The 19,906-nt window shown below is 68.2% G+C and carries 20 protein-coding genes; 9 read left to right on the forward strand and 11 right to left on the reverse strand.

Features of this window, described 5'->3' with window-relative positions; translation table 11 throughout:
- The gene (gene thiG / locus H5J31_RS10230; protein ID WP_181772251.1) at positions 1–759 is read left to right on the forward strand and encodes a thiazole synthase; all 759 of its coding nucleotides are present in this window, start codon (positions 1–3) and stop codon (positions 757–759) included.
- A gap of 109 nt (positions 760–868) precedes the next feature.
- Entirely contained in the window at positions 869–1,303 is a 435-nt protein-coding gene (locus H5J31_RS10235) for a MarR family winged helix-turn-helix transcriptional regulator (RefSeq protein WP_181772252.1), read from the forward strand.
- On the opposite strand, the gene H5J31_RS10240 is transcribed toward H5J31_RS10235, so the two are convergent.
- Together H5J31_RS10240 and thiD (H5J31_RS10245) are read right to left on the reverse strand one after the other, a co-directional pair.
- Entirely contained in the window at positions 1,300–2,100 is an 801-nt protein-coding gene (locus H5J31_RS10240; protein WP_181772253.1) for an ion transporter, read from the reverse strand. The two genes, H5J31_RS10235 and H5J31_RS10240, sit on opposite strands and share 4 nt — an antisense overlap.
- 26 nt (positions 2,101–2,126) lie before the next feature.
- Positions 2,127–2,957 (reverse strand): bifunctional hydroxymethylpyrimidine kinase/phosphomethylpyrimidine kinase, encoded by an 831-nt coding sequence (gene thiD, locus H5J31_RS10245; RefSeq protein WP_181772254.1) that lies wholly within the window; start codon positions 2,955–2,957, stop codon positions 2,127–2,129.
- A gap of 108 nt (positions 2,958–3,065) precedes the next feature.
- Between thiD (H5J31_RS10245) and H5J31_RS10250 the strand changes: the two genes are divergently transcribed.
- Positions 3,066–4,085, forward strand: a complete 1,020-nt coding sequence (locus H5J31_RS10250) for a phosphatidylinositol-specific phospholipase C domain-containing protein (RefSeq protein ID WP_181772255.1) — start codon at positions 3,066–3,068, stop codon at positions 4,083–4,085.
- A 60-nt stretch (positions 4,086–4,145) separates the two neighbouring features.
- On the opposite strand, the gene H5J31_RS10255 is transcribed toward H5J31_RS10250, so the two are convergent.
- On the reverse strand, positions 4,146–5,069 hold the full coding sequence (locus H5J31_RS10255; protein ID WP_181772256.1) for an NADP-dependent oxidoreductase: 924 nt from the start codon (positions 5,067–5,069) through the stop codon (positions 4,146–4,148).
- 88 nt (positions 5,070–5,157) lie between these two features.
- On the opposite strand from H5J31_RS10255, the gene H5J31_RS10260 reads away from it, so the two are divergent.
- Positions 5,158–5,556 (forward strand): winged helix-turn-helix transcriptional regulator, encoded by a 399-nt coding sequence (locus H5J31_RS10260; protein ID WP_181772257.1) that lies wholly within the window; start codon positions 5,158–5,160, stop codon positions 5,554–5,556.
- Between the two features lie 96 nt (positions 5,557–5,652).
- Positions 5,653–7,170 carry an alkaline phosphatase family protein gene (locus H5J31_RS10265; RefSeq protein ID WP_181772258.1) on the forward strand — a complete coding sequence of 506 codons (1,518 nt, stop codon included), beginning with the start codon at positions 5,653–5,655 and terminating at the stop codon, positions 7,168–7,170.
- A gap of 160 nt (positions 7,171–7,330) precedes the next feature.
- On the opposite strand, the gene H5J31_RS10270 is transcribed toward H5J31_RS10265, so the two are convergent.
- From H5J31_RS10270 to H5J31_RS10290, 5 genes are all read right to left on the reverse strand, one after another.
- Positions 7,331–7,762, reverse strand: a complete 432-nt coding sequence (locus H5J31_RS10270) for a hypothetical protein (protein ID WP_181772259.1) — start codon at positions 7,760–7,762, stop codon at positions 7,331–7,333.
- A 33-nt stretch (positions 7,763–7,795) separates the two neighbouring features.
- Positions 7,796–8,203 carry a hypothetical protein gene (locus tag H5J31_RS10275; RefSeq protein WP_181772260.1) on the reverse strand — a complete coding sequence of 136 codons (408 nt, stop codon included), beginning with the start codon at positions 8,201–8,203 and terminating at the stop codon, positions 7,796–7,798.
- An 86-nt stretch (positions 8,204–8,289) separates the two neighbouring features.
- Positions 8,290–9,111, reverse strand: coding sequence for a bifunctional hydroxymethylpyrimidine kinase/phosphomethylpyrimidine kinase (gene thiD, locus H5J31_RS10280; protein ID WP_181772261.1), 822 nt, complete (start codon positions 9,109–9,111; stop codon positions 8,290–8,292).
- Positions 9,108–10,751 carry a phosphomethylpyrimidine synthase ThiC gene (thiC, locus tag H5J31_RS10285; RefSeq protein WP_181772262.1) on the reverse strand — a complete coding sequence of 548 codons (1,644 nt, stop codon included), beginning with the start codon at positions 10,749–10,751 and terminating at the stop codon, positions 9,108–9,110. Before thiC ends, thiD (H5J31_RS10280) begins: the two co-directional genes overlap by 4 nt.
- 160 nt (positions 10,752–10,911) lie before the next feature.
- Positions 10,912–11,505 carry a LysE family translocator gene (locus H5J31_RS10290; RefSeq protein ID WP_181772263.1) on the reverse strand — a complete coding sequence of 198 codons (594 nt, stop codon included), beginning with the start codon at positions 11,503–11,505 and terminating at the stop codon, positions 10,912–10,914.
- Positions 11,506–11,661: 156 nt separating this feature from the next.
- Here H5J31_RS10290 and H5J31_RS10295 point away from each other — a divergent pair, with 156 nt between their 5' ends.
- Positions 11,662–13,836: a glycoside hydrolase family 15 protein gene (locus H5J31_RS10295; protein ID WP_181772264.1), complete on the forward strand. Its 2,175-nt coding sequence runs from the start codon at positions 11,662–11,664 to the stop codon at positions 13,834–13,836.
- Positions 13,837–14,085: 249 nt separating this feature from the next.
- Here H5J31_RS10295 and H5J31_RS10300 read toward each other — a convergent pair whose 3' ends face one another.
- Positions 14,086–14,658, reverse strand: a complete 573-nt coding sequence (locus H5J31_RS10300; protein WP_181772265.1) for a peptide deformylase — start codon at positions 14,656–14,658, stop codon at positions 14,086–14,088.
- Positions 14,659–14,816: 158 nt separating this feature from the next.
- On the opposite strand from H5J31_RS10300, the gene H5J31_RS10305 reads away from it, so the two are divergent.
- Positions 14,817–15,128, forward strand: coding sequence for a DUF3263 domain-containing protein (locus H5J31_RS10305; protein WP_181772266.1), 312 nt, complete (start codon positions 14,817–14,819; stop codon positions 15,126–15,128).
- Positions 15,125–15,778, forward strand: a complete 654-nt coding sequence (locus H5J31_RS10310; protein ID WP_181772267.1) for a LytR C-terminal domain-containing protein — start codon at positions 15,125–15,127, stop codon at positions 15,776–15,778. The genes H5J31_RS10305 and H5J31_RS10310 overlap by 4 nt, the downstream gene beginning before the upstream one ends.
- Positions 15,779–15,823: 45 nt before the next feature.
- Here H5J31_RS10310 and H5J31_RS10315 read toward each other — a convergent pair whose 3' ends face one another.
- Both H5J31_RS10315 and H5J31_RS10320 read right to left on the reverse strand, forming a co-directional pair.
- Positions 15,824–18,103 carry an AAA family ATPase gene (locus H5J31_RS10315; protein WP_181772268.1) on the reverse strand — a complete coding sequence of 760 codons (2,280 nt, stop codon included), beginning with the start codon at positions 18,101–18,103 and terminating at the stop codon, positions 15,824–15,826.
- A gap of 19 nt (positions 18,104–18,122) precedes the next feature.
- Positions 18,123–18,731, reverse strand: a complete 609-nt coding sequence (locus tag H5J31_RS10320; protein WP_181772269.1) for a nitroreductase family protein — start codon at positions 18,729–18,731, stop codon at positions 18,123–18,125.
- Positions 18,732–18,812: 81 nt separating this feature from the next.
- Between H5J31_RS10320 and H5J31_RS10325 the strand changes: the two genes are divergently transcribed.
- A complete protein-coding gene (locus H5J31_RS10325) occupies positions 18,813–19,457 on the forward strand; it encodes a TetR family transcriptional regulator (protein ID WP_181772270.1) in 645 nt (214 codons plus the stop codon).
- Positions 19,458–19,906 lie beyond the last annotated feature (449 nt).

Raw genomic sequence — 19,906 nt, forward strand, 5'->3', positions numbered from 1 at the left:
GTGGACGGCGATCACCTCGTCATCGGAGAGCACAAGCTCACGTCGCGCCTGATCATCGGTACCGGTGGCGCGGCGAACCTCGCCGTGGTGGAACGCGCGCTCGTGGCGTCCGGCACGGAGCTGACCACCGTCGCGATGCGCAAAGCCGACGCCGAAGGTGGCTCCGGTGTCCTCGAACTGCTTCGGCGGCTCGGCATCCGTCTGCTGCCCAACACCGCCGGGTGTCGTACGGCGGCCGAAGCGGTCCTCACCGCCCAGCTGGCGCGTGAGGCGCTCGAAACGAACCTCGTCAAGCTCGAGGTCCACGCCGACGACCGCACGCTGCTCCCGGACCCCTTCGAGACGTTGGAAGCGGCCGAACAGCTCACCTCGGACGGCTTCACCGTGCTCGCGTACACGAACGACGACCCGGTGCTGGCGCTGCGGCTGGAGGAGGCGGGCTGCGCGGCCGTGATGCCGCTCGGCGCTCCCATCGGCACCGGTCTCGGCATCCGGAACCCGCACAACATCGAGCTGATCGTGTCGCGGGCAGGTGTCCCCGTGATCCTCGACGCGGGGATCGGCACCGCCTCGGACGCGACGCTGGCGATGGAGCTCGGCTGCGACGCCGTCCTCCTCTCCACCGCCGTGACCAGGGCCGCGGACCCGGAACGGATGGCGTCGGCGATGCGCGCCGCGGTCACCGCCGGGCGGCTGGCCGCAGGCGCGGGGCGAATCCCCCAGCGGTTCTGGGCGCACGCCTCCAGCCCGCCCCGATAACCCTTTTGTACGGTTCACGGCCTTAACGGCGAGTACGCACGGGGAGCCCGTATGGTTGACGGCACTTTCCGGGGGCGCATCCGCCACCGTGTACCCAGAGGAGCCAGCGGTGACCACGTCAGCGGTCCAGGACGTTTCGGGCAGATTGTTCCTGGCGGTGGGCCGGTTGTCCCGGTCACTGCGCCAGGCGGGCGTGCCCGGACCCGGCCACGGCGCGATCTCGGCGCTCGCCACGCTCGTGCACTACGGACAGCTCCGTCTGGGTGATCTCGCCGCGAAGGAAGGCGTCGCCGCGGCCACCATGTCGCGGATCGTCGCTTCGCTCGTCGAAGCCGGCTACGTCAGTCGTGAATCGGACCCGGTCGACAGGCGGGCCTGGCTCGCGGAGGCCACCGAAGAGGGCGAGAGGCTGGTTTCCGGCGTCCGGTCGACACGGGTGCATGAACTGGGCATGCGCCTCGAACGGCTGACCCCGGAGCATCAGGCGGCGCTCGCGGCGGCACTGCCCGCTCTCGAAGCGCTGATCGCGGACGACGACCGCTAGGGGTTCTGGCGTAGCTCCGCGACTTCGGCACGAAGGGCGCGGAGCTCGTCGAGGATCTCCTTGTTCGCCAGGGCCTGGGTCTCGGCCTGCTTCGCCTCCTCCTCGCGGATGTCCTGGCGAAGCTCGTCTTCCATCCCGCTGACCACGACGGCGATGAAGAGGTTCAGCACCGCGAAGCTGGACACGAGGATGTAGACGACGAAGAACACCCAGGCCATGGGTGCTTCCTTCATGATCTCCTTGGCGATGTCCGGCCACGCTTCGCCCGTCATCACCTGGAACAGCGTGAACAGCGAAGTGCCGAGGTCGCCGAAGTTCTCCGGGGAGATCGCGCCGAAGAGCTTCGTCGCCATCACTCCCGCGACGAAGATGATCAGCGCGAGGAGCGCGGCGATCGACGCCATCCCGGGGATCGCCGCGAGCAGACCGGTGACGACCTTCCGCATCGACGGCACGACCGAGATCAGCCGCAGCACCCGCAGCACCCGCAACGCCCGCAGCACCGCGAACGGGCCGGTCGTGGGGATCACCGCGATGCCGACGACGATCAGGTCGAAGATGTTCCACGGGTCCTTGAAGAACCGCCCGCGATACGCGTAGAGCTTCGCGCCCAGTTCGAGGACGAAGATCCCGAGCGCGACGTAGTCGACCGTGTGCAGCAGCGACCCGTATTCCGCGACCATCCTGGTCGAGGTCTCCAAGCCGAGGGTGACGGCGTTGAAGACGATCACCGCGATGATGAAGTTCTGGAAGCGGCGGTCTTCGACGACCCTGGCCACCGTTTCGCGTCCGGTCACGGCACAGATCGTAACCGGACGTGTTCTCAGTGCTCCGGCGCAAGCCGCCAAAACGCCGAAACCGGACCGACCTTCGCGCCCATGGGGTAGGCGTTTTCGACCGCCTGTGAAACGAACCACTTGCCGTAGCGGGCGGCTTCCACGACGGACATCCCCTTCGCGAGACCGGCCGTCAGCGCCGACGCCATCGTGTCCCCGGCGCCGTGCGTGTGCTGCGTCGCGAACCGCTCGCCGGGGAGCTCGACGAACGTGGATCCGTCGAAGAGCACGTCGACGCACTCCGGGTCGGAAACGAGGTGACCGCTCTTCACCAGCACGTACTTCGGCCCGAGCCGGTGCAGGACGACGGCCGCCTGGTGCATCTGCTCGCGGGTGGTCACGGTCATCCCGGTCAGCAGGCGGACCTCGTCCAGGTTGGGGGTGAGGACGGTCGCGCGCGGCAGGAGTTCGTCGCGCAGAGCCACCAGTCCCGCCTCGTCGAACAGAGGATGCCCGTGCATCGACGCCGCGACGGGGTCGACCACGAACGGCACCTTCGCGTCGCGGCCGATCTCGGCCTTGTCGCAGGCGGCCGCGACTGCGTGGATGATCTCGGCCGAGGCGAGCATGCCGGTCTTGGCCGCGTTGACGCCCATGTCGGCCGCGACGGCGTCGATCTGCCCCGCGACGATATGCGCCGGGATGTCGGTGCGGTCGTGCACGCCGAGGGTGTTCTGGACGGTCACGGCGGTCACCGCGACCAGTCCGTGCACGCCGCAGGTGAGGAACGTGCGCAGATCGGCCTGCAGACCGGCGGCGCCGCCGGAGTCGGAGCCGGCGATGGTCAGCGCGGACGGCGGGCTCGGGTTTTCGCTCATGGGTTCATTTTCCCGACTGGTCCTTTTGGTTCAACAGAGGTTCGGCCGCAGTCCATCACGGTGGCACAGTGTGTGAGCCAGTGCACTCCCGCGTGTGAAAGGGCTCGAATGAAACTCGTCCCCGCGGTTTCCCTCATCGGTGTGATCCTGGCGGCTTCGCTGTCCGGAACGGTCGCGAACGCCGACGCCGCCAAGGTCTCCCATGTGACCACGATCGGCGTCCACAACACTTACGAGACCGGTGCCTACGACTATCTCGCGCGGTCGCTGGACGCCGGGACCTCCCTGATCGAACTCGACGTGTGGCCCAACATCATCACCCGCGAGTGGAAGGTCAGTCACTCGAATCCGTTGGGGAACAACAACAACTGTGTCGCGGCGAGTTCGCCGTCGCAGCTCTACACGGGCGGGCGGAACAAGAACCTCGAACACTGCCTGGACGACATCCGCGTCTGGCTGGGCGCGCATCCGGACAGCAAACCGCTCACGCTCAAGCTGGAGATGAAGACCGGCTTCGCGGACAACCGCGGCCTCGGCCCGGACGAACTCGACGCCTCCATCCGGGGGCATCTCGGCAGCGCGGTGTTCCGGCCGGCGGACCTGCTCGGTGGCCACGCGACGCTCGACGACGCGGCCAAGGCGGACAACTGGCCGTCGCTGGACGCGTTGCGGGGCAAGGTGATCATCGAGGTCATCCCGGGCACGGTCGAAGAGGGCAATCCGACGGACACGCTCAAGACCGACGTCGAGTACGCGCGGTATCTGCGGTCGCTGAAGGACTCCGGCCGGGTCGGCGAGGCGCAGATCTTCCCGACCGTGCACGGTGCGGCGCCGGGCGACCCGCGCACGAAGTACACCGACGCCGGGCTGCGGCCGTGGTTCGTGGTGTTCGACGGAGACGCGAACGCCTTCCTCACCCAGACCGGGCCGGGCTGGTACGACGACAACCACTACTACGTGGTGATGACCGACGCGCACAACGTCGCGCCGGCCATCGACTCCCGCGCGCCCTCCGTGGAGCAGGCGAGCGAACGGGCGGCTCTGCTGGCGAAGAACCACGCGTCGGTGCTCACCTCCGACTGGACGGGCCTGACCACCGTCCTGCCGAAGGTGCTGCCGCGCGGCTAGCCGCAAGTACATGAAGGCCCCTTCCCGTACCTAAGCGCAAGGAAGGGGCCTTCATGTACTTCAGACGGTCAGGACGAGCTTCCCGGTGACACGGCCGCCCTCGCCGACTTCGTGGGCCTTGGCGACGTCCTCCAGCGGGAAGGTCTGGTCGACGTGGACACGCAGTTCGCCCTTCTCGATCAGGTCGGTCAAGGCGAGGAGACCGATCTGATCGGGTTCGGCGAGCATTCCCGACGTCCGCACCCCGAGCTTTTCCGCCTTGGCGGCGACGGCTTCGCCCACGCCACCGGGAACCGCGATGAGCAGGCCGCCCGGCTTCACCGCGTCCAGCCAGCGCAGGTCGCTCTGCTCGCCGACCAGCCCGAAGAAGACGTCGACGTCGGACGCCGTCGCGCTTTCGTCGTGGTAGTCGATCGGCTCGTCCACGCCGAGCCCGCGCAGGAAGTCGTGCTTCCCGGCGCTCGCCGTGCCCAGGACGTACGCGCCGCGCGCCTTCGCCACCTGGACGGCGAGGTGGCCGACTCCGCCCGCCGCGGCGTCGATCAGCACGCGCTGCCCGGGCCGGACGTCGGCGATGTCGACGAGTCCCTGCCACGCGGTCAGCCCGGCGAGCGGCAGCCCGGCGGCCTCTTCGTGGGTCAGGTTCGCGGGTTTGCGCACGAACTGGCGGGCGGGGGCGGTCACATGTTCGCCGTAGCCGCCGGCCTGCCGGGGGAACCACGGGAAGCCGAGGACCTCGTCGCCGACGGCGAACCGAGTCGTCCCGACACCGAGCTCCTCCACCACCCCGGAGACGTCCCAGCCGAGGATGAAGGGCGGCTCGCCCATGAAGACGCCGTACGCCCGGGTCTTCCAGTCGACCGGGTTGATGCCCGAAGCCCGTACCCGCACGAGCACCTCGGTCGGGCCGGGCGCCGGGCGGTCGGTCTCGGTCACCTCCAGCACCTCAGGGCCACCAAGCCGCTGCTGGGTCACGACGCGCATCGAAAGCTCCTCTGTTGTTGGTGCTTCCCATCCTCGGCGCCTTGGTCACTTCTCGCCAGAAGGCACTTATTGGTAAACTAGGTACCTGATGGATACCACCTGTGAAGTGCCGGAATCGCCGTGGGACATCTACCTGCGGAACTGCCCGTGCCGAGACGTCCTCGATCTGCTCGCCAACAAGTGGACCGCGCTGGTGCTCGGCGCGCTGTCGCGGCGGCCGCACCGGTTCGGTGAACTGCGCCGCGCCGTCGGCGGGATCAGCCAGAAGATGCTGACCCAGAACCTGCGTGCGCTCGAACGCGACGGCCTGGTCACGCGGACGGTCTACCCGACCACGCCGCCGACCGTCGAGTACGCGCTGACCGAGCGCGGCACCGGCGCGAGCACGTTGCTCATGGCGGTCAGCGAGTGGTCGATCGCCAACTTCGACGGGATCCTCGAATCCCGCAAGAGCTACGACTCGCGGGTGATGGAACCCGTCGGCTGAAGTCCTCCGAGGAGGCACGCGGACTTCATCGGGAAGTCGGTTCGGCGCACTAACTTGACGGACAATTGGTTCGAACAAGTTATCTGGAGGTTCTTCGTGCGCAGAACGCTTTCCCTCCTGTCGGCCCTGGTGGCCGTCGCCGGGCTGACGTCCGGCGTCGCGGTCGCCGCGGCCAAGACGCCGAAAGTGCTGGTCATCGGCCTGGACGGCGCCCGGTTCGACAAGCTGCTGGCCGCCGACACCCCCAACGTCCACGCGCTCGTGCGACGCGGATACGCCTCTCGCAGCTCCCTGTACGGCAGCGGGATGGCGCCGACGGTGAGCGGGCCGGGCTGGTCCACGATCCTCACCGGCGTCTGGCCGGACAAGCACAAGGTCAAGGACAACTCCTTCACCGGCAACGACCTCGCGTCGCATCCGAGCTGGCTCGCCCGCGCCGAAACCGCGAACCCGGCACTCGACACCTACGCGGCCGTCGATTGGAAGCCGATCGGCGACAAGATCCTGCGCACCGGCCAGGATCGCAAGTTCGTGCTCGACGGTGACAGCGCCGGCTACGAGAAGACCGACGAGCAGGTCGCCGTCGACGCGGAGAAGCATCTCAAGCAGGACAAGGCCGACGCGTCGTTCGTCTACTTCGGACAGACGGATGAGGCGGGTCACGGTCACGGCGCGGATTCGCCGGAGTACGAAGCCTCCCTGCGCACCGACGACGCGCTGATCGGCCGCCTGCTGAAGGCGATCGACGCGCGGACGAGTCGCGCGGACGAGGACTGGTTGATCATGATCTCCGCCGACCACGGTCACACGCCGTCGGGCGGGCACGGCGGGGACACCCCCGAAGAACGGATGACGTTCGTGATCGCCGCGGGCGGCGCCGTCCCGGCCGGAACCCCTGCCGTGGCACCGAAGATCGTCGACATCGCGCCGACCGTGCTGCGGCACCTGGGCATCGCCGCTCCGGCGGCCTACGACGGCTACGCGCTCGGAGCCGCGCCTTCGGACGTCTTCGACACGGCCACCTTGAAGCCTCGCCAAGACGAGACCGGCGTGCCCGCGGGCGTGCTCGGCTGGACTCACGACGCGCCGGGCGGCTGGACCGTGCGGAACGCCTCCGGAATGCCCGCCGGTGTCGCGGAATGGCAGGGCTGGTCCTTCACCACCGACGACTTCTGGACCCGCACCGCCCCCGGCCAGCAGCGCGAGGCGAACGCCCGGGCGCGAGGTGTCTTCGCGGTCGCCGACCCGGACGAGTGGGACGACAAGGGTTCCCCCTCCTCGCGCGGGACTTTCGATTCCTCCCTGATCTCACCTTCGGTAGACGTCAGCGGTAAGTCCACTGTGGACGTCTCGTTCGTCTCGCACTACCGGCAGGACGGGACGCAGCGGGGCGCTTTGACGGCGTCGTTCGACGGCGGTCCCGAGCAGAGCGTGCTCGCCTACGGGCCGGAGCCGGGTACGGCGAACAAGGGCGGCGACGTGCTTTCGGTGCCGACGTCGGCTTCGGTCAAGGTGCCCGCGGGGGCCCGGTCGGTGAAGTTGACCTGGCGGCTCTACGCGGCGGGCAACAACTGGTACTGGGCCGTGGACGCTCCTCGGCTCGCGCCCCGGTAGCGGGTGCCGCGTTCTGGTCGCCTGAAGTCCGTGAAGGCCTCCTTGAGGGACCCAGAGTCCCTCAAGGAGGCCTTCACGGACCACGGTCTCGCCTCGGCAGACGGAGGTAGCTGAAACACTCTTGGCTCTGACCCGAATCTGCCACTCACGAGCCGCTCGGTCAGCTGTACGGGGTCGCGGTCGCGCAACTCTCGGTCTTGACGGAGCCGTCGGTCCTGATGAACCGGGCGCACCACAGGTCCCCGGTGTAGGTGGTCAGCGGGAGCGACATCGGTGCCGACAGCTTGGTGTCGCGGTAGGCGCCCTTGCTGCTCGTCGCCCACCAGCCGCGCGGCCCCCAGGCATACCAGTGACCCTGATCGGTATGGGTGTTGCCGGTTCGCGGGGCCGCGATGAAATGCATGACCGTGCAACCGACACCGGTCACGTACTTGTAATAGATGATGATGTCCTGCAGGGCCGTCACGTTTTCATCCGTCTGCCCTTCCGAGCAGGACGGTTGCATCGCTTTCGGCTGTTCGGCGGCGTTCGCCGTTCCGGACAGTCCGAGAACGGACAGCGCGATCACCGCGGACGTGAATAGCTTCCTCATGGAATCCCCAGTCTCGACTCGGTTTTCTCGGAGCTACGGGTTGGCCGTCACACATCCCTCGGTCAAGACGCCGCCACCGGCCTTGACGAACCGCGCGCACCACAGGTCGCCCTTGTACGTCGTCTTTCGCGGATAGGTCCGGTACACGTGAGAGTTGAATCGGTGGTAACTGTCCTCTTCCGAGGCCCAGCCGCGTGGGCCCCAGAGTTGCCAGTAGCCGGAGGTGATGATGCTCTTGTCCCAGCTGTCCGCGTAGAAATCGGATACGACGCAACCAACGGAGTGCACGTATTCGTACCAGACCACCAGGTCGTGGATTCTCGTCCGATTCGTGTCACCGGCGACGGAACACGCGGAAGCCGGCACGGGCGCCGCCGTCGCCGGTGCGGCCATTCCGAAGATCGAGAGAGCGGACATCAACGAGACGACTGCTTTTTTCACCGGTAACCCCCAGGGTGTCAGTGCTTCGGCAGGCGACATCGTAGGGAGACGTGCTGTCATTCCGCTGCCACGGAACAAGAGTGCGCTCAGGCGCCGCCCAGGCGCCAGAAGGGGGAAACCGGACCGACGCCGGCGCCCAGCGGATAGGCCTCCGCCACGCATCGCTCGATGAACCGTTTCCCCTCGGCGACCGCGGTCGGCGCATCGGCCCCCTTCGCCAACGACGAAGTGATGGCCGACGCCATCGTGTCCCCGCCGCCATGCGTGTTCCGCGTGTCGATCCGCGGCCCGCTCAACTCGATCCAGGACGTGCCGTCGGACAGCAGGTCCACGCAGTCCTGACCCTCGTCGAGATGCCCGCCCTTCACCAGCACCCACTCGGAACCGAACTCCAGCAACGCTTCCGCTGCTTCCCGCTGGGTCGAGGGCCCGGTCACGACGACGCCGGTGAGCAGTCGCACCTCGTCGAGGTTCGGCGTGATCAGCGTGGCCCGTGGGAACAGTTCGGCGCGGATCGCCTCCAGCGCCTCCTCGCGCAGCAGCGCGTGCCCGGTCATCGAGGCGGCGACGGGGTCGACGACGAACGGCGTCGAGGTGTTCCGTCCGATGTGGACCTCGTCGAGCGTTTTGGCGACGGCGTCGATGATCTCGGCCGTCGCGAGCATCCCGGTCTTGGCGGCGTCGACGCCCATGTCCCCGGCGACGGCCTTGATCTGCCCGGTGACGACGTCGACCGGGATCTCGCTGAAGCCTTGCACGCCCAGCGAGTTCTGCACGGTGACCGCGGTGAGCGCGACCATCCCGTGCACGCCGTTGGCGAAGAACGTGCGCAGATCCGCCTGGATGCCCGCACCACCACCGGAATCCGATCCGGCGATGGTGAGGGCGGTCCGAGGTGTAACGGTCACTGATTGACCACCGGCAGGTAGACCTTGTTGCCCTGCTCGGCGAACTCGTTCGACTTCTCCGACATACCCGCTTCGATCGCTTCCACAGTGGACAGTCCGTGTTCCTCGGCGTACTTGCGGACGTCCTGGGTGATGCGCATCGAGCAGAACTTCGGCCCGCACATCGAGCAGAAGTGCGCCGTCTTCGCCGGTTCCGCGGGCAGCGTCTCGTCGTGATACGCGCGGGCCGTGTCCGGGTCCAGCGACAGGTTGAACTGGTCGTTCCAGCGGAATTCGAAGCGGGCCTTGGAAAGCTCGTCGTCCCACTCCTGCGCGTACTGATGCCCCTTGGCGAGGTCGGCGGCGTGCGCGGCGATCTTGTAGGTGATCACGCCGGTCTTGACGTCGTCACGGTTCGGCAGGCCGAGGTGCTCCTTCGGCGTGACGTAGCAGAGCATCGCCGTGCCGTACCAGCCGATCTGCGCCGCGCCGATAGCCGAGGTGATGTGGTCGTACGCCGGTGCGATGTCGGTCGCGAGCGGGCCGAGGGTGTAGAACGGCGCCTCGCCGGTCAGCTTCTCCTCGAGTTCGACGTTCTCCTTGATCTTGTGCATCGGCACGTGGCCGGGGCCCTCGATCATCACCTGGACGTCGTGGTCCCGCGCGATATGCGTGAGCTCGCCCAGGGTCTCCAGTTCGGCGAACTGCGCGCGGTCGTTCGCGTCCGCGATCGAGCCGGGACGCAGCCCGTCACCGAGCGAGAAGGTGACGTCGTACTCGCGCAGGATCTCGCACAGCTCGGCGAAATTGGTGTACAGGAACGATTCCTTGTGGTGCGCGAGGCACCAGGCGGCCATGATCGAGCCGCCGCGCGAGACGATGCCGGTGACCCGGCGCGCGGTCAGCGGGATGTAGCGCAGGAGCACGCCGGCGTGCACGGTGACGTAGTCGACACCCTGTTCACACTGCTCGATGATGGTGTCGCGATAGACCTCCCACGACAGCTTTTCCGGCTCCCCGTTGACCTTTTCCAGCGCCTGGTAGATCGGCACGGTGCCGACCGGGACCGGTGAGTTGCGCACGATCCACTCGCGGGTCTCGTGGATCCGCTTGCCGGTGGACAGGTCCATGATCGTGTCGGCGCCCCAGCGGGTGGCCCACACCATCTTGTCGACCTCTTCCTCCACAGAGGACCAGACGGCCGAGTTGCCCATGTTGGCGTTGATCTTCACCAGGAAGTTCTTGCCGATGATCATCGGCTCGGTCTCCGGGTGCTTGCGGTTGGCGGGGATCACCGCGCGCCCGCGCGCGACCTCGTCCCGCACGAATTCCGGCGAGCAGCGCTCGCGTGCCGCGACGTACTCCATTTCGCGGGTGATGACGCCCTGTTTCGCCCAGCCCAGCTGGGTGTTGTGCTCGCGGCCGTCGGCCCAGCCGGCACGCAGCCGGTGAAGTCCACTGTGGACGTCGATCTTCGCTTCGTCGTCGGTGTACGGACCCGAAGTGTCGTAAACGTCGAAATGCTCGCCGTTGGAAAGGTCGATCCGCCGGGCGGGGACCCGGAGACCGGATTCCGTCTGGTTGTAGACCTTGCGGGAACCGGTGATCGGCCCCGTGGTCACGGTCGGCTTGATGGCAGAGTTGTTCTCAAGCGTCGTCAACGACGTTCACTCCCTACGCCGGCATTACCCGGTCAGGTTCATGCGGTCGGCGGCACCGGGTCCTCTAGAAAGACACCAGCCGCCCTCTCAGCCCGCCATGGCGCGAGCTCCCGCGGTTGTTTGGTTGTGCCCCGACCATGCCACGCCGAGGCGCGGACAATCAACCCTCCAAGGCGACGGTCACTCCGAAGCCGACCAGAACACCGCCGGACGTGCGCTCCAGCCACCGCTTGACGCGATCGCGGCGCAGCCACTCGCCCAGGCGCGTGACCAGCAGGGCGAGTGCCGAGAACCAGACGACGTCGACGGCGATCCACACCGCGACGCACAGCAGCAGCGGCCACGGCCCGGCGTCGGCGGGGACGAACTGGGGGAGGAACGAGATCGCGAACACGCCGGCCTTCGGATTGCCGACGTTGATCAGGAACCCGGAGCGGAAACCACGGCCGGCGGGTTCTTCGCCGTCGTCGCCGCGCTTGCTGAAGAAGAGCGCCTTGACGCCGAGGTAGATCAGGAAGACGGCGCCCGCGACGCGCAGGACGTCGTAGGCGATCTGCGAGGCGATGAGGAGCGCGGTGAGCCCGAACACCGCCGCGAGACCCCAGAACGCGACACCCGCTTCGATGCCCGCGATGGTGGCGAACGAGTTCCTGCGCGAACCCTTCGCCGCCTGCTTGATCAGCATCACCGTCGCCGGGCCGGGGACCATCGCGATGAGGAAGGCGGCGGGGATGAAGGCCAGCAGGTTCGGCATCCCCCGATCGTCGGATACGCGACTGCTGCGAGCAACGTAATTCCGGCGGGCGACATGTCGACAGCGTTACCGGTTCACCGGTTTGGAGCATGTGCGCGCACGGGATTCACGACAGAATCCTGGGGCTCTGCACCGTTACAGAAGTCTGGGGTCGATATGCGAAAACTCTTGCTTCCGGCACTGGCGGGCGTGCTGCTCGCCGGGATGGTCCCGGCGGTGGCCGCGGCCCAGGGCGGTGAGGCGCCCGGTGCGCCCGGCGCCCATCCGAGCTGGCTCCCCGCGAACAAGACCGGCTTCGGCACCGCCCGTGACCGGGCGAGCAACGTCTGGTTCACGCTCCAGGGCGGTCGTCTCTCCGAGGTCTACTACCCGGATCTGTCCACGCCGAGCGTCCGCGCGCTCGATCTCGTCGTCACCGACGGGAAGAGCTTCGCCACCGTCGACTCCTCGGCCAAGTCCCAGCAGGTGCGCCGCACCGACGCCGACGGCCTCACCTACGAGCAGACCATCACCGACGACCAGCGCCGCTGGAAGCTCCGCAAGACCTACGTCACCGACACGGCGCGGACGAGCGTGCTGATCGACGTCGACTTCGTTTCGCTGACCGGCCGCCCCTACCAGGTGTACGCGGTCGCGGACCCCGATCTCACGAACGAGGGATCCGACGACTCCGCCCGTTCGCAGGGCACGAGCGCGGTCGCGTCCGACGCGAAGACGGCCGCCGCGCTGACCGCGGAACCGGCTTTCTCACGCACCAGCGTGGGCTTCGCGGGTTCGTCCGATGGCATTACCCAGCTGAAGAAGACCTTCACTCTCAAGGATTACGCGAGCGCGGCCAAGGGCAACGTGCTGCTCACCGGGCAGACGTCGGCCGACGGTGTCCGCTCGCGGCACCTCACGCTTTCGCTCGGGATGGGCGCCAAGAGCGAAGACGCGCTCGCCAACGCGAAGGCGTCGCAACGGCGCGGATTCGCCGATGCCGCGCGTGCGTACGACCGCGGCTGGAAGCAGTACCTCCGCCAGGTGAAGGACGTCCCGTCGTCCCTCAAGACGAAGCAGGAACGCGACCTTTACAAGGCGTCCGTGCTCATGCTCGCGGCGAGCGAGGACAAGATCCACCAGGGCGCGCTCATCGCGTCGCCGAGCATGCCGTGGCGATTCGGCGAGAACGACCCGGAATGGTCGCCGTCGGGTACCTATCACCTGGTCTGGCCGCGTGACCTCTACCAGATCGCGACCGGTCTGCTCGCCGCCGGCGACCGCGACGCCGCGAACCGGTCCGTCGACTACATGTTCGGTACGCAGCAGCTGCCGGACGGCCATATGCCGCAGAACAGCCACGTCGACGGCACGCCGTACTGGACTTCCATCCAGCTCGACGAGACCGCGCTGCCGATCGTGCTCGCCCAGCAGCTCGGCCGCACCGACGCGAAGACCTGGCAGGGTGTGCGCAAGGCGGCCGAATTCCTGTTGTCCTACAAGGCGGACAACGGGCACGCGTCGCCGTACAGCCTGCAGGAGCGCTGGGAGGAACAGGACGGCTACTCGCCCTCGACGATCGCTTCGGTGATCGCCGGTCTGGTCTGCGCCGCCGACATCGCCAAGGCCAACGGCGCCACCGCCGACGCGCGGCGCTACCTCGCCACGGCCGACGCGTTCAAGGCGAAACTGGCCCAGTGGACGGTGACCACGAACGGTCCGCTTTCGAAGGACCCGTACTTCGTCCGGCTGACCAAGGACGGCAACGCGAACAACGGTACGAAGTACAACCTGGGCAACTCCAGCGTGACCATGGACCAGCGTGCGGTGACCGACGCCGGTTTCCTCGAACTGGTGAGGCTCGGCATCTACCGCGCCGACGATCCGGTGATCCGCAACAGCATCAAGGTCACCGACGCCGACATCGCGTTCACCACTCCGACGGGTCAGTTCTGGCACCGCTACACGAAGGACGGATACGGCGAGAAGGCCGACGGCTCACCCTGGGACTACACGTTCCCGGCCGAAAGCCGGACCACTTTCGGGCGGCTCTGGCCACTGCTCGCGGGTGAACGCGGCGAGTACGACCTCGCCAACGGTGATCGGTCTACGGCGGCGAAGCGCCTTCGCGACCTGGGCCGCGTCAGCAGCTCCGGCGACACCATGCCCGAGCAGGTGTGGGACGAGAACGCGCCATCGGGTCAGACGGGCTTCCCGGCGGGCACTCCGACGGCGTCCGCGACCCCGTTGGCCTGGACGCACGCCCAGTACCTCCGGCTCGCCTGGTCGGTTCAGGCCGGGAAGGTGATCGAGCAGCCGCGAGTGGTGCGCTGCCACTTCCTGGGGTGCTGATCCCGGAGGTGTTGATTCGGTAAGGCGAACGTGTCCTGTTCGGGACGGGTCGGGCTGGTCGTGAGTGGCGATTCGGGTTCTAACCCTCATTGCCACTCACGACCACCTCGGCACCGGGGTCGAAGGAGGCCGCCGATCCCACGCCCGGCCCCTTGCTTCCGCGCCGACAAGCGTCCCGTAACGCAATGAACGGCCCGTTACTTGCAAATTTTGCAAGTAACGGGCCGTTCATGGCACGCGAGGGAGCGGTCAGTCGTCGGCGGGCTCGGGCTGAGCCTCGGGCAGCCAGGAGTTGCCCGGAACGCCCCACTTGTTCGACTTGAGCATCTTCTTCGCCGCCCGTGCGTGGCGGCCGACCAGCCGGTCGAGGTAGATGAACCCGTCCAGGTGATCCGTCTCGTGCTGGAGGCAGCGCGCGAAGTACCCCGTGCCCTCCACCTCGATCGGATTACCGTCGACGTCGAAGCCGGTGACCTTCGCCCATGAAGCTCGCCCGGTCGGGTACGACTCGCCGGGCGCCGAGAGGCAGCCTTCCCAGTCGTCGTCCGGGTCCGGCATCGTTTCCGGGATTTCCGAAGTCTCGAGCTTCGGGTTCACCACGAGGCCCTTGTGGCGAGTGCCCTCGTCGTCAGGACAGTCGTAGACGAACACGCGCAGGTCCAGGCCGATCTGGTTGGCCGCGAGGCCCACCCCTTCGGCGGCGTACATGGTCTCGAACATGTCGTCTACGAGGGTGCGCAGCTTGTCGTCGAACTCGGTGATCTCCCGAGTCGGGTTGTGCAGCACGGGCTCGCCGGCGATCACGATGGGATGGACGGTCACGCGCGCAGTTTAGTCGGACCCTTCTGGTAGACCCTTACCCATGACGCGCCGACGCCGATGCCGAGGAGGAGCGCCGGTTCCGTGGTCTAATGGCGCCGCGGAATGACAAGCCTGTGGTTTCACGCCCGCCGAGCACTGACCTGATTGCGAGGAGTCAGATGGACGCCGCGGAGTCGATGGCTGAGCCCGACCAGCCGTCCCCGTCGGAGACCGTGAGCGGCCTCGATGAGCGTGAGCTCGACATGCTCGCTTTCGAACGTCAGTGGTGGAAGTACGCCGGCGCGAAGGAACAGGCCATCCGCGAACGCTTCTCGATGTCGACGACGCGCTACTACCAGTTGCTGAACCGGCTCCTCGAGAAGACCGAAGCCATGCAGGCCGACCCGATGTTGGTCAAGCGCCTGCGCAAGACGCGAGCGGCCCGGCAGCGCAATCGCGCGGCCCGGCGACTGGGGATCGATCTCTCATGAGTCTGTTTTCGGGTCTGTCCCGGCCGATGAAGGCCGCCGGACTGGCCTTGGTCGGTGTAGCCGTGATCGCCGCCGTGATCGGCGGGATCACCCTGGCCACCAGCGGCGGTGACTCGGACACCGCCACCCCGCCCGGCACCCCGCCGTCGACCTCGGACGGCGCGACCCAGCCGTCTTCCCCCGCACCGGGTTCGCCTCCGGCGAGCTCGCCGCCCGCTTCGTCGGCGCCGTCGAGCCCGCCCGCGAGCTCCGCGCCGCCGTCGTCCCCCGGACAGCCCGGCCAGCCGGGCCAGACCGGTCAGCCGGGGCAACCCGGTCAGCCGGGTGGCGACCAGCAGGCGTCCAACAAGTGGGTGACCGTGCGGGTCTACAACAACAGCACCATCCACGGTCTCGCGTCGCGTGCGGCCGACGACTTCCGCGCCTCCGGCTGGAAGGTCGAAGAGGTCAGCAACTATTCGTCCGGCATCATCCCGGCGACCACCGCCTACTTCCGGCCGGGCACCGACGAGGAGGCCGCCGCGAAGGCGATCGCCCTCGAGTTCGGCTTCCGCGCCGAGCCGCGGTTCGACGGCATCAAGCAGGCGGATCCGGGCGTGATCGTCATCGTGACGAACAACTACAAGACCAACGGCAAGACCGGCAGCTAGACGAACGAAAAGGGCCCCCGCTCCTGGTGAGCGAGGGCCCTTTTCTCATTTCTGGTTCTGTGCGTACGCCTCCAGCGCCGCCAGCTGGGCCGGGTCGAGCGACGGCCGTACCGCCTCGGCGGCCTTCGCCAGATGCGCGGCGGTGACCTCCTTGGCCTCCAGCGACTCTCGCATCGCGGTCAGCGCGGCCTCCCTGATCAGCGCCGCGCAGTCCGCGGCCGAGTAACCGTCCAAAGTGGCCGCGTACGCCGCGAGGTCCACATCGGACGCCAGCGGCGTGTTCTTCGCGCTGGCTGCCAGGATCGCCTCGCGCGCGTGCGCGTCCGGCGGCGGGACGTAGACGCGGCGTTCGAGCCGTCCCGGCCGCAGCAGCGCCGGATCGACCAGTTCGGGCCGGTTCGTCGCGCCGAGGACGACGACCTCGCGCATCGGCTCGACACCGTCCAATTCGGTCAGCAAGGCCGCGACGACCCGGTCCGACACGCCGGAGTCCGAGGACTGGCCGCGGCGCGGGGCGAGCGCGTCGATCTCGTCGAGGAAGATCAGCGACGGCGCGGCCTCGGCGGCGCGGCGGAAGAGTTCCCGCACCGCGCGTTCGGACTCGCCGACCCATTTGTCCATCAGTTCGGCGCCCTTGACCGCGAACACGTTCAGCGCGCCGGTGCCGGCGAGCGCCCGCACCAGGAACGTCTTGCCGCCGCCGGGCGGCCCGTACAGCAGCACGCCGCGCGGCGGGGCGACGCCGAGGCGCGCGAACGAGTCCGGGTAGCGCAGCGGCCACAGGACCGCCTCGGTGAGCGACTGCTTGACGTCGACCATGTTGCCGACGTCGTCGAGGGTGAGTCCGCCGGTGGCCAGATTGTCCGAAGTGGACATCGAGATGGGGCGGACGGTGGTCAGCGCGTCGAGCAGGTCCTGCTGGGAGATCCGCGGCTCGTCGGCCTCACGCTGGCGCAACGCGGCGCGCAGGGCGGCGTCGCGGCGGAGCGCGATGAGGTCGGCCGCCACGAAACCGGGTGTGCGCTCGGCGATCGGGCCGACGTCGACGCCGCTCTCCAGCGGCGCGTCGCGCAGCAGGACGCGGAGCAGTTCCGTGCGGGTCTTGGCGTCCGGCAGCGGCAGGCCGAGTTCGCGGTCGAGCAGATCGGCCGCGCGCAGCCGCGGGTCGGTGGACTCCGCACGACCGGTGGTGGCGATGACCGCGAAACCCTTGTTGCGCAACGCCTTGCGCAGGTCGTCGAGGACGACCGTCGCGAGTGGCGGCGGCTGCGAGGCGGGCAGCAGCGCGTCGATGTCGGTGATCAGCAGGACGGCGGGGTCCTCGTCGCGAGTGGCCTGCGCGATCGCCTCGCGCAGGCGCGCGGCCGCCACGTTCGGGTCGAGGACGGCGATGTTCGGCGCCGCCAGCGACACCACCTTCACCTTTTCGGCCTGGGCCACGGCTCGGACCAGCGTCGCCTTGCCCACGCCTTCCGGCCCGGACAGCAGCACACCGAGATGCGCCGACGTCCCCAATTTGGCCAGCAGTTCGGGACGGTGGAAGGCCAGGTCGAACCATTCGGCGAGTTTGCGCGCGGCCGATTCGGAACCGGCGAGATCGGAAAGCGACGGCACGATCTCCTCGGCCACGTCTTCGACCTGCTCGTCTTCGACGATCTCGGCATCGATGAAGTCCTCGTGCGGAGTGGAGGGCGTGCTGCGCACCAGCGTCGTCCCGGCCCTGGCCGGAGCGGCGGCGGGGACGGCCTCACCGGTGCGGGCGCCGTCGCGCCAGCTGACCACAGTGGACGGTCCGACGGCCACCGGGCCCGACGGTTCGGTGGCGGTGACGGTGAGCAGCTCGTTCGTCCACGTCATGCCGATGGCGCGGGAAAGCTGGCCGCGCACGGCGGAGACGTCGGACCCCGGAACGGGCGCGAGATCCTGGGGGAGCAGGGAAACCGCGTCGCCGACGGTCAGCACCTTGCCGATCAGTGCGAGGCGCAGGGTGTGTGGGGAGAGCGACACGCTGGCCATCCGCGAGCCCGACACGGTGACCGTCTTCGCGGCCGACACCTCCGCCGGCGCGACGACCACCTCCGAACCCTCGGTCACGCCGAGGTTCGACATCGTGACGTCGTCGAGGAGGATCACGCCCGGGATGCCCTCCGCCTCCGACGGGGCGGCCAGCGCCGAACTGACGCGTGCGCCGGTGACGCGGACCGCGTCCCAGGCCATCAGGCCGAGCGCGTCGAGGACTTCGGGATGCAGCCGGACGACGCCGCGGCGGGAATCCAGTGCGGACGGGGTATGCCGGACGGTCAGCGTGATCTGGGGTGCGCTCACCCCGCCACCCTATCCAGCCTCAGGCCGCCCAGCCGTTGAAGTGGGCGATCCGCTCCAAGGGTGGCCGTTTGCCGGGCCGGAACTCCTGCTGAGTCGTGTAGGCGACCGCGAGCAGGGAGATTTGCGTGACGTCGCCGGGGATTCCGAGGAGGCCGGCGACCTCGGCTTCATGCTCGGCGAGGTGGTACGCGCACATCGAACTGCCGAGACCCTTGGCGCGCAGCGCGAGCTGGAAGCTCCAGATCGCCGGGTACGACGAACCGTAGTACGCGTTCTGCTCGACGTGTCCCTCCGGCGGGCGGCCGGTCAGGCAGGGGATCACCAGCGCCGGGGCGCGGTGCAGGTTGTCGACGAGGTACCGCGCCGAAGTGAACACGGACGGGTCGACGAGGTGCTCGTAGCGCTTCATCGTGGCGATGGCGTCTTCGCGGACGATCCGGGCGATGGGGGTGCGCAGATCCGGGTCGGTCACGACCACCCAATGCGCGGCATCGAGGAGGTTGCCCGCGGCCGGGGCCTGCTGCGCGATGCGGAGGCAGTCCTTGAGCAGATCGGTGGAGACCGGCCGGTCGAAGTCGAGTTTGCGGCGGACCGAGCGGGTGGTGGTGAGCAGTGTTTCGGCGTCCATGGTTACCTCCCAGGGTGACTTACGACGTAAGCATACGATGTAAGTACTTACGGCGTAAGTGGCTCGCGGTAGATTCGGGATATGGCGCTCAGCAGGGAGAAGGTGCTCGACGCCGCGTTGCGGCTCGCGAGCGAACAGGGCCTGGCCGGGCTGTCGATGCGGAAACTGGCCGCTGAGCTGGGCGTCGAGGCGATGTCGCTGTACAACCACGTCGCGAACAAAGGCGATCTGCTCGACGGATTGACCGCGCGGGTCTTCGAAAGCGTGCCGCTACCCGCTCCCGGTCCTTGGGATTCGCGCCTGCGAGAACTCACTGTCGGCCTGTACGCGGCATTCTCGCGCTACCCGGTCGTCGTGCGCGCTCTGGCGACCGATCAGGCCAACCCGCGATCGGTCGGGGCGCTGAAGTTCATCGACGCGATGCTCGCGGCGCTGCTGGACGCCGGACTGGACGAGCGGGGAGCCGCGCGGGGCTATCGGTCGCTGATGGGACTGGTGTTCGGGGCGGTGCTGACCGAATCCGTGGGACTGTCCGGGGCTTCCGGTGCTTCTGGAGTCGAGGCGCGTGCCGAGCCGGTCGGTGACTGGTTCCAGCGCCTGGTGACCGCTCGGGAGCTGCCGGCCTTGCATCGGGTGCTGCCGTCGATGCTGGAGGGCGACTGCCTGCAGGACTTCGAATTCCAGCTGGACCTGGTGATCGGCGGCCTCGGCGCCTCGGCGCGGTAGCAAGGGACCTTTGCTACCGCTCGGCACCCGCCGCCGCGCTCGCGATCTGTGCCGACCCGTGGTCGAAGTACGTGAAGGCCTCCTTCCCTACCTTGACCGTAGGGAAGGAGGCCTTCACTACCAGGGCCTCCGCCGTGCGCGGCACCCTTGGGACACGACATGACCTCTGCGGGACACCCTGACCAGCCAATTCCCCAGGTTGTCCACAGGTATGCCCAGTTGTGGACAACTCCCACCCCCGACCCCCGTTTCCCCCGGCACCGTCCGAGGGTGCCGATACGCTGGGCGCGGGGCCGTCCCCCAGGGACGGGCGGGGGGTGGGGTACGCGAGGTGAGGTTAAGAGGTCAGCGTTTCCGGAGGCCGATTCGGCGCCACGAGCGGCGACGCGGGCCTCGGCCGTTGTCGCGGTCCTTGTCGGTGGTGATGGTGCGCGGAGCGCGCGCGACGT

The organism is Amycolatopsis pittospori (assembly GCF_013870525.1).
Classification (GTDB): domain Bacteria; phylum Actinomycetota; class Actinomycetes; order Mycobacteriales; family Pseudonocardiaceae; genus Amycolatopsis; species Amycolatopsis pittospori.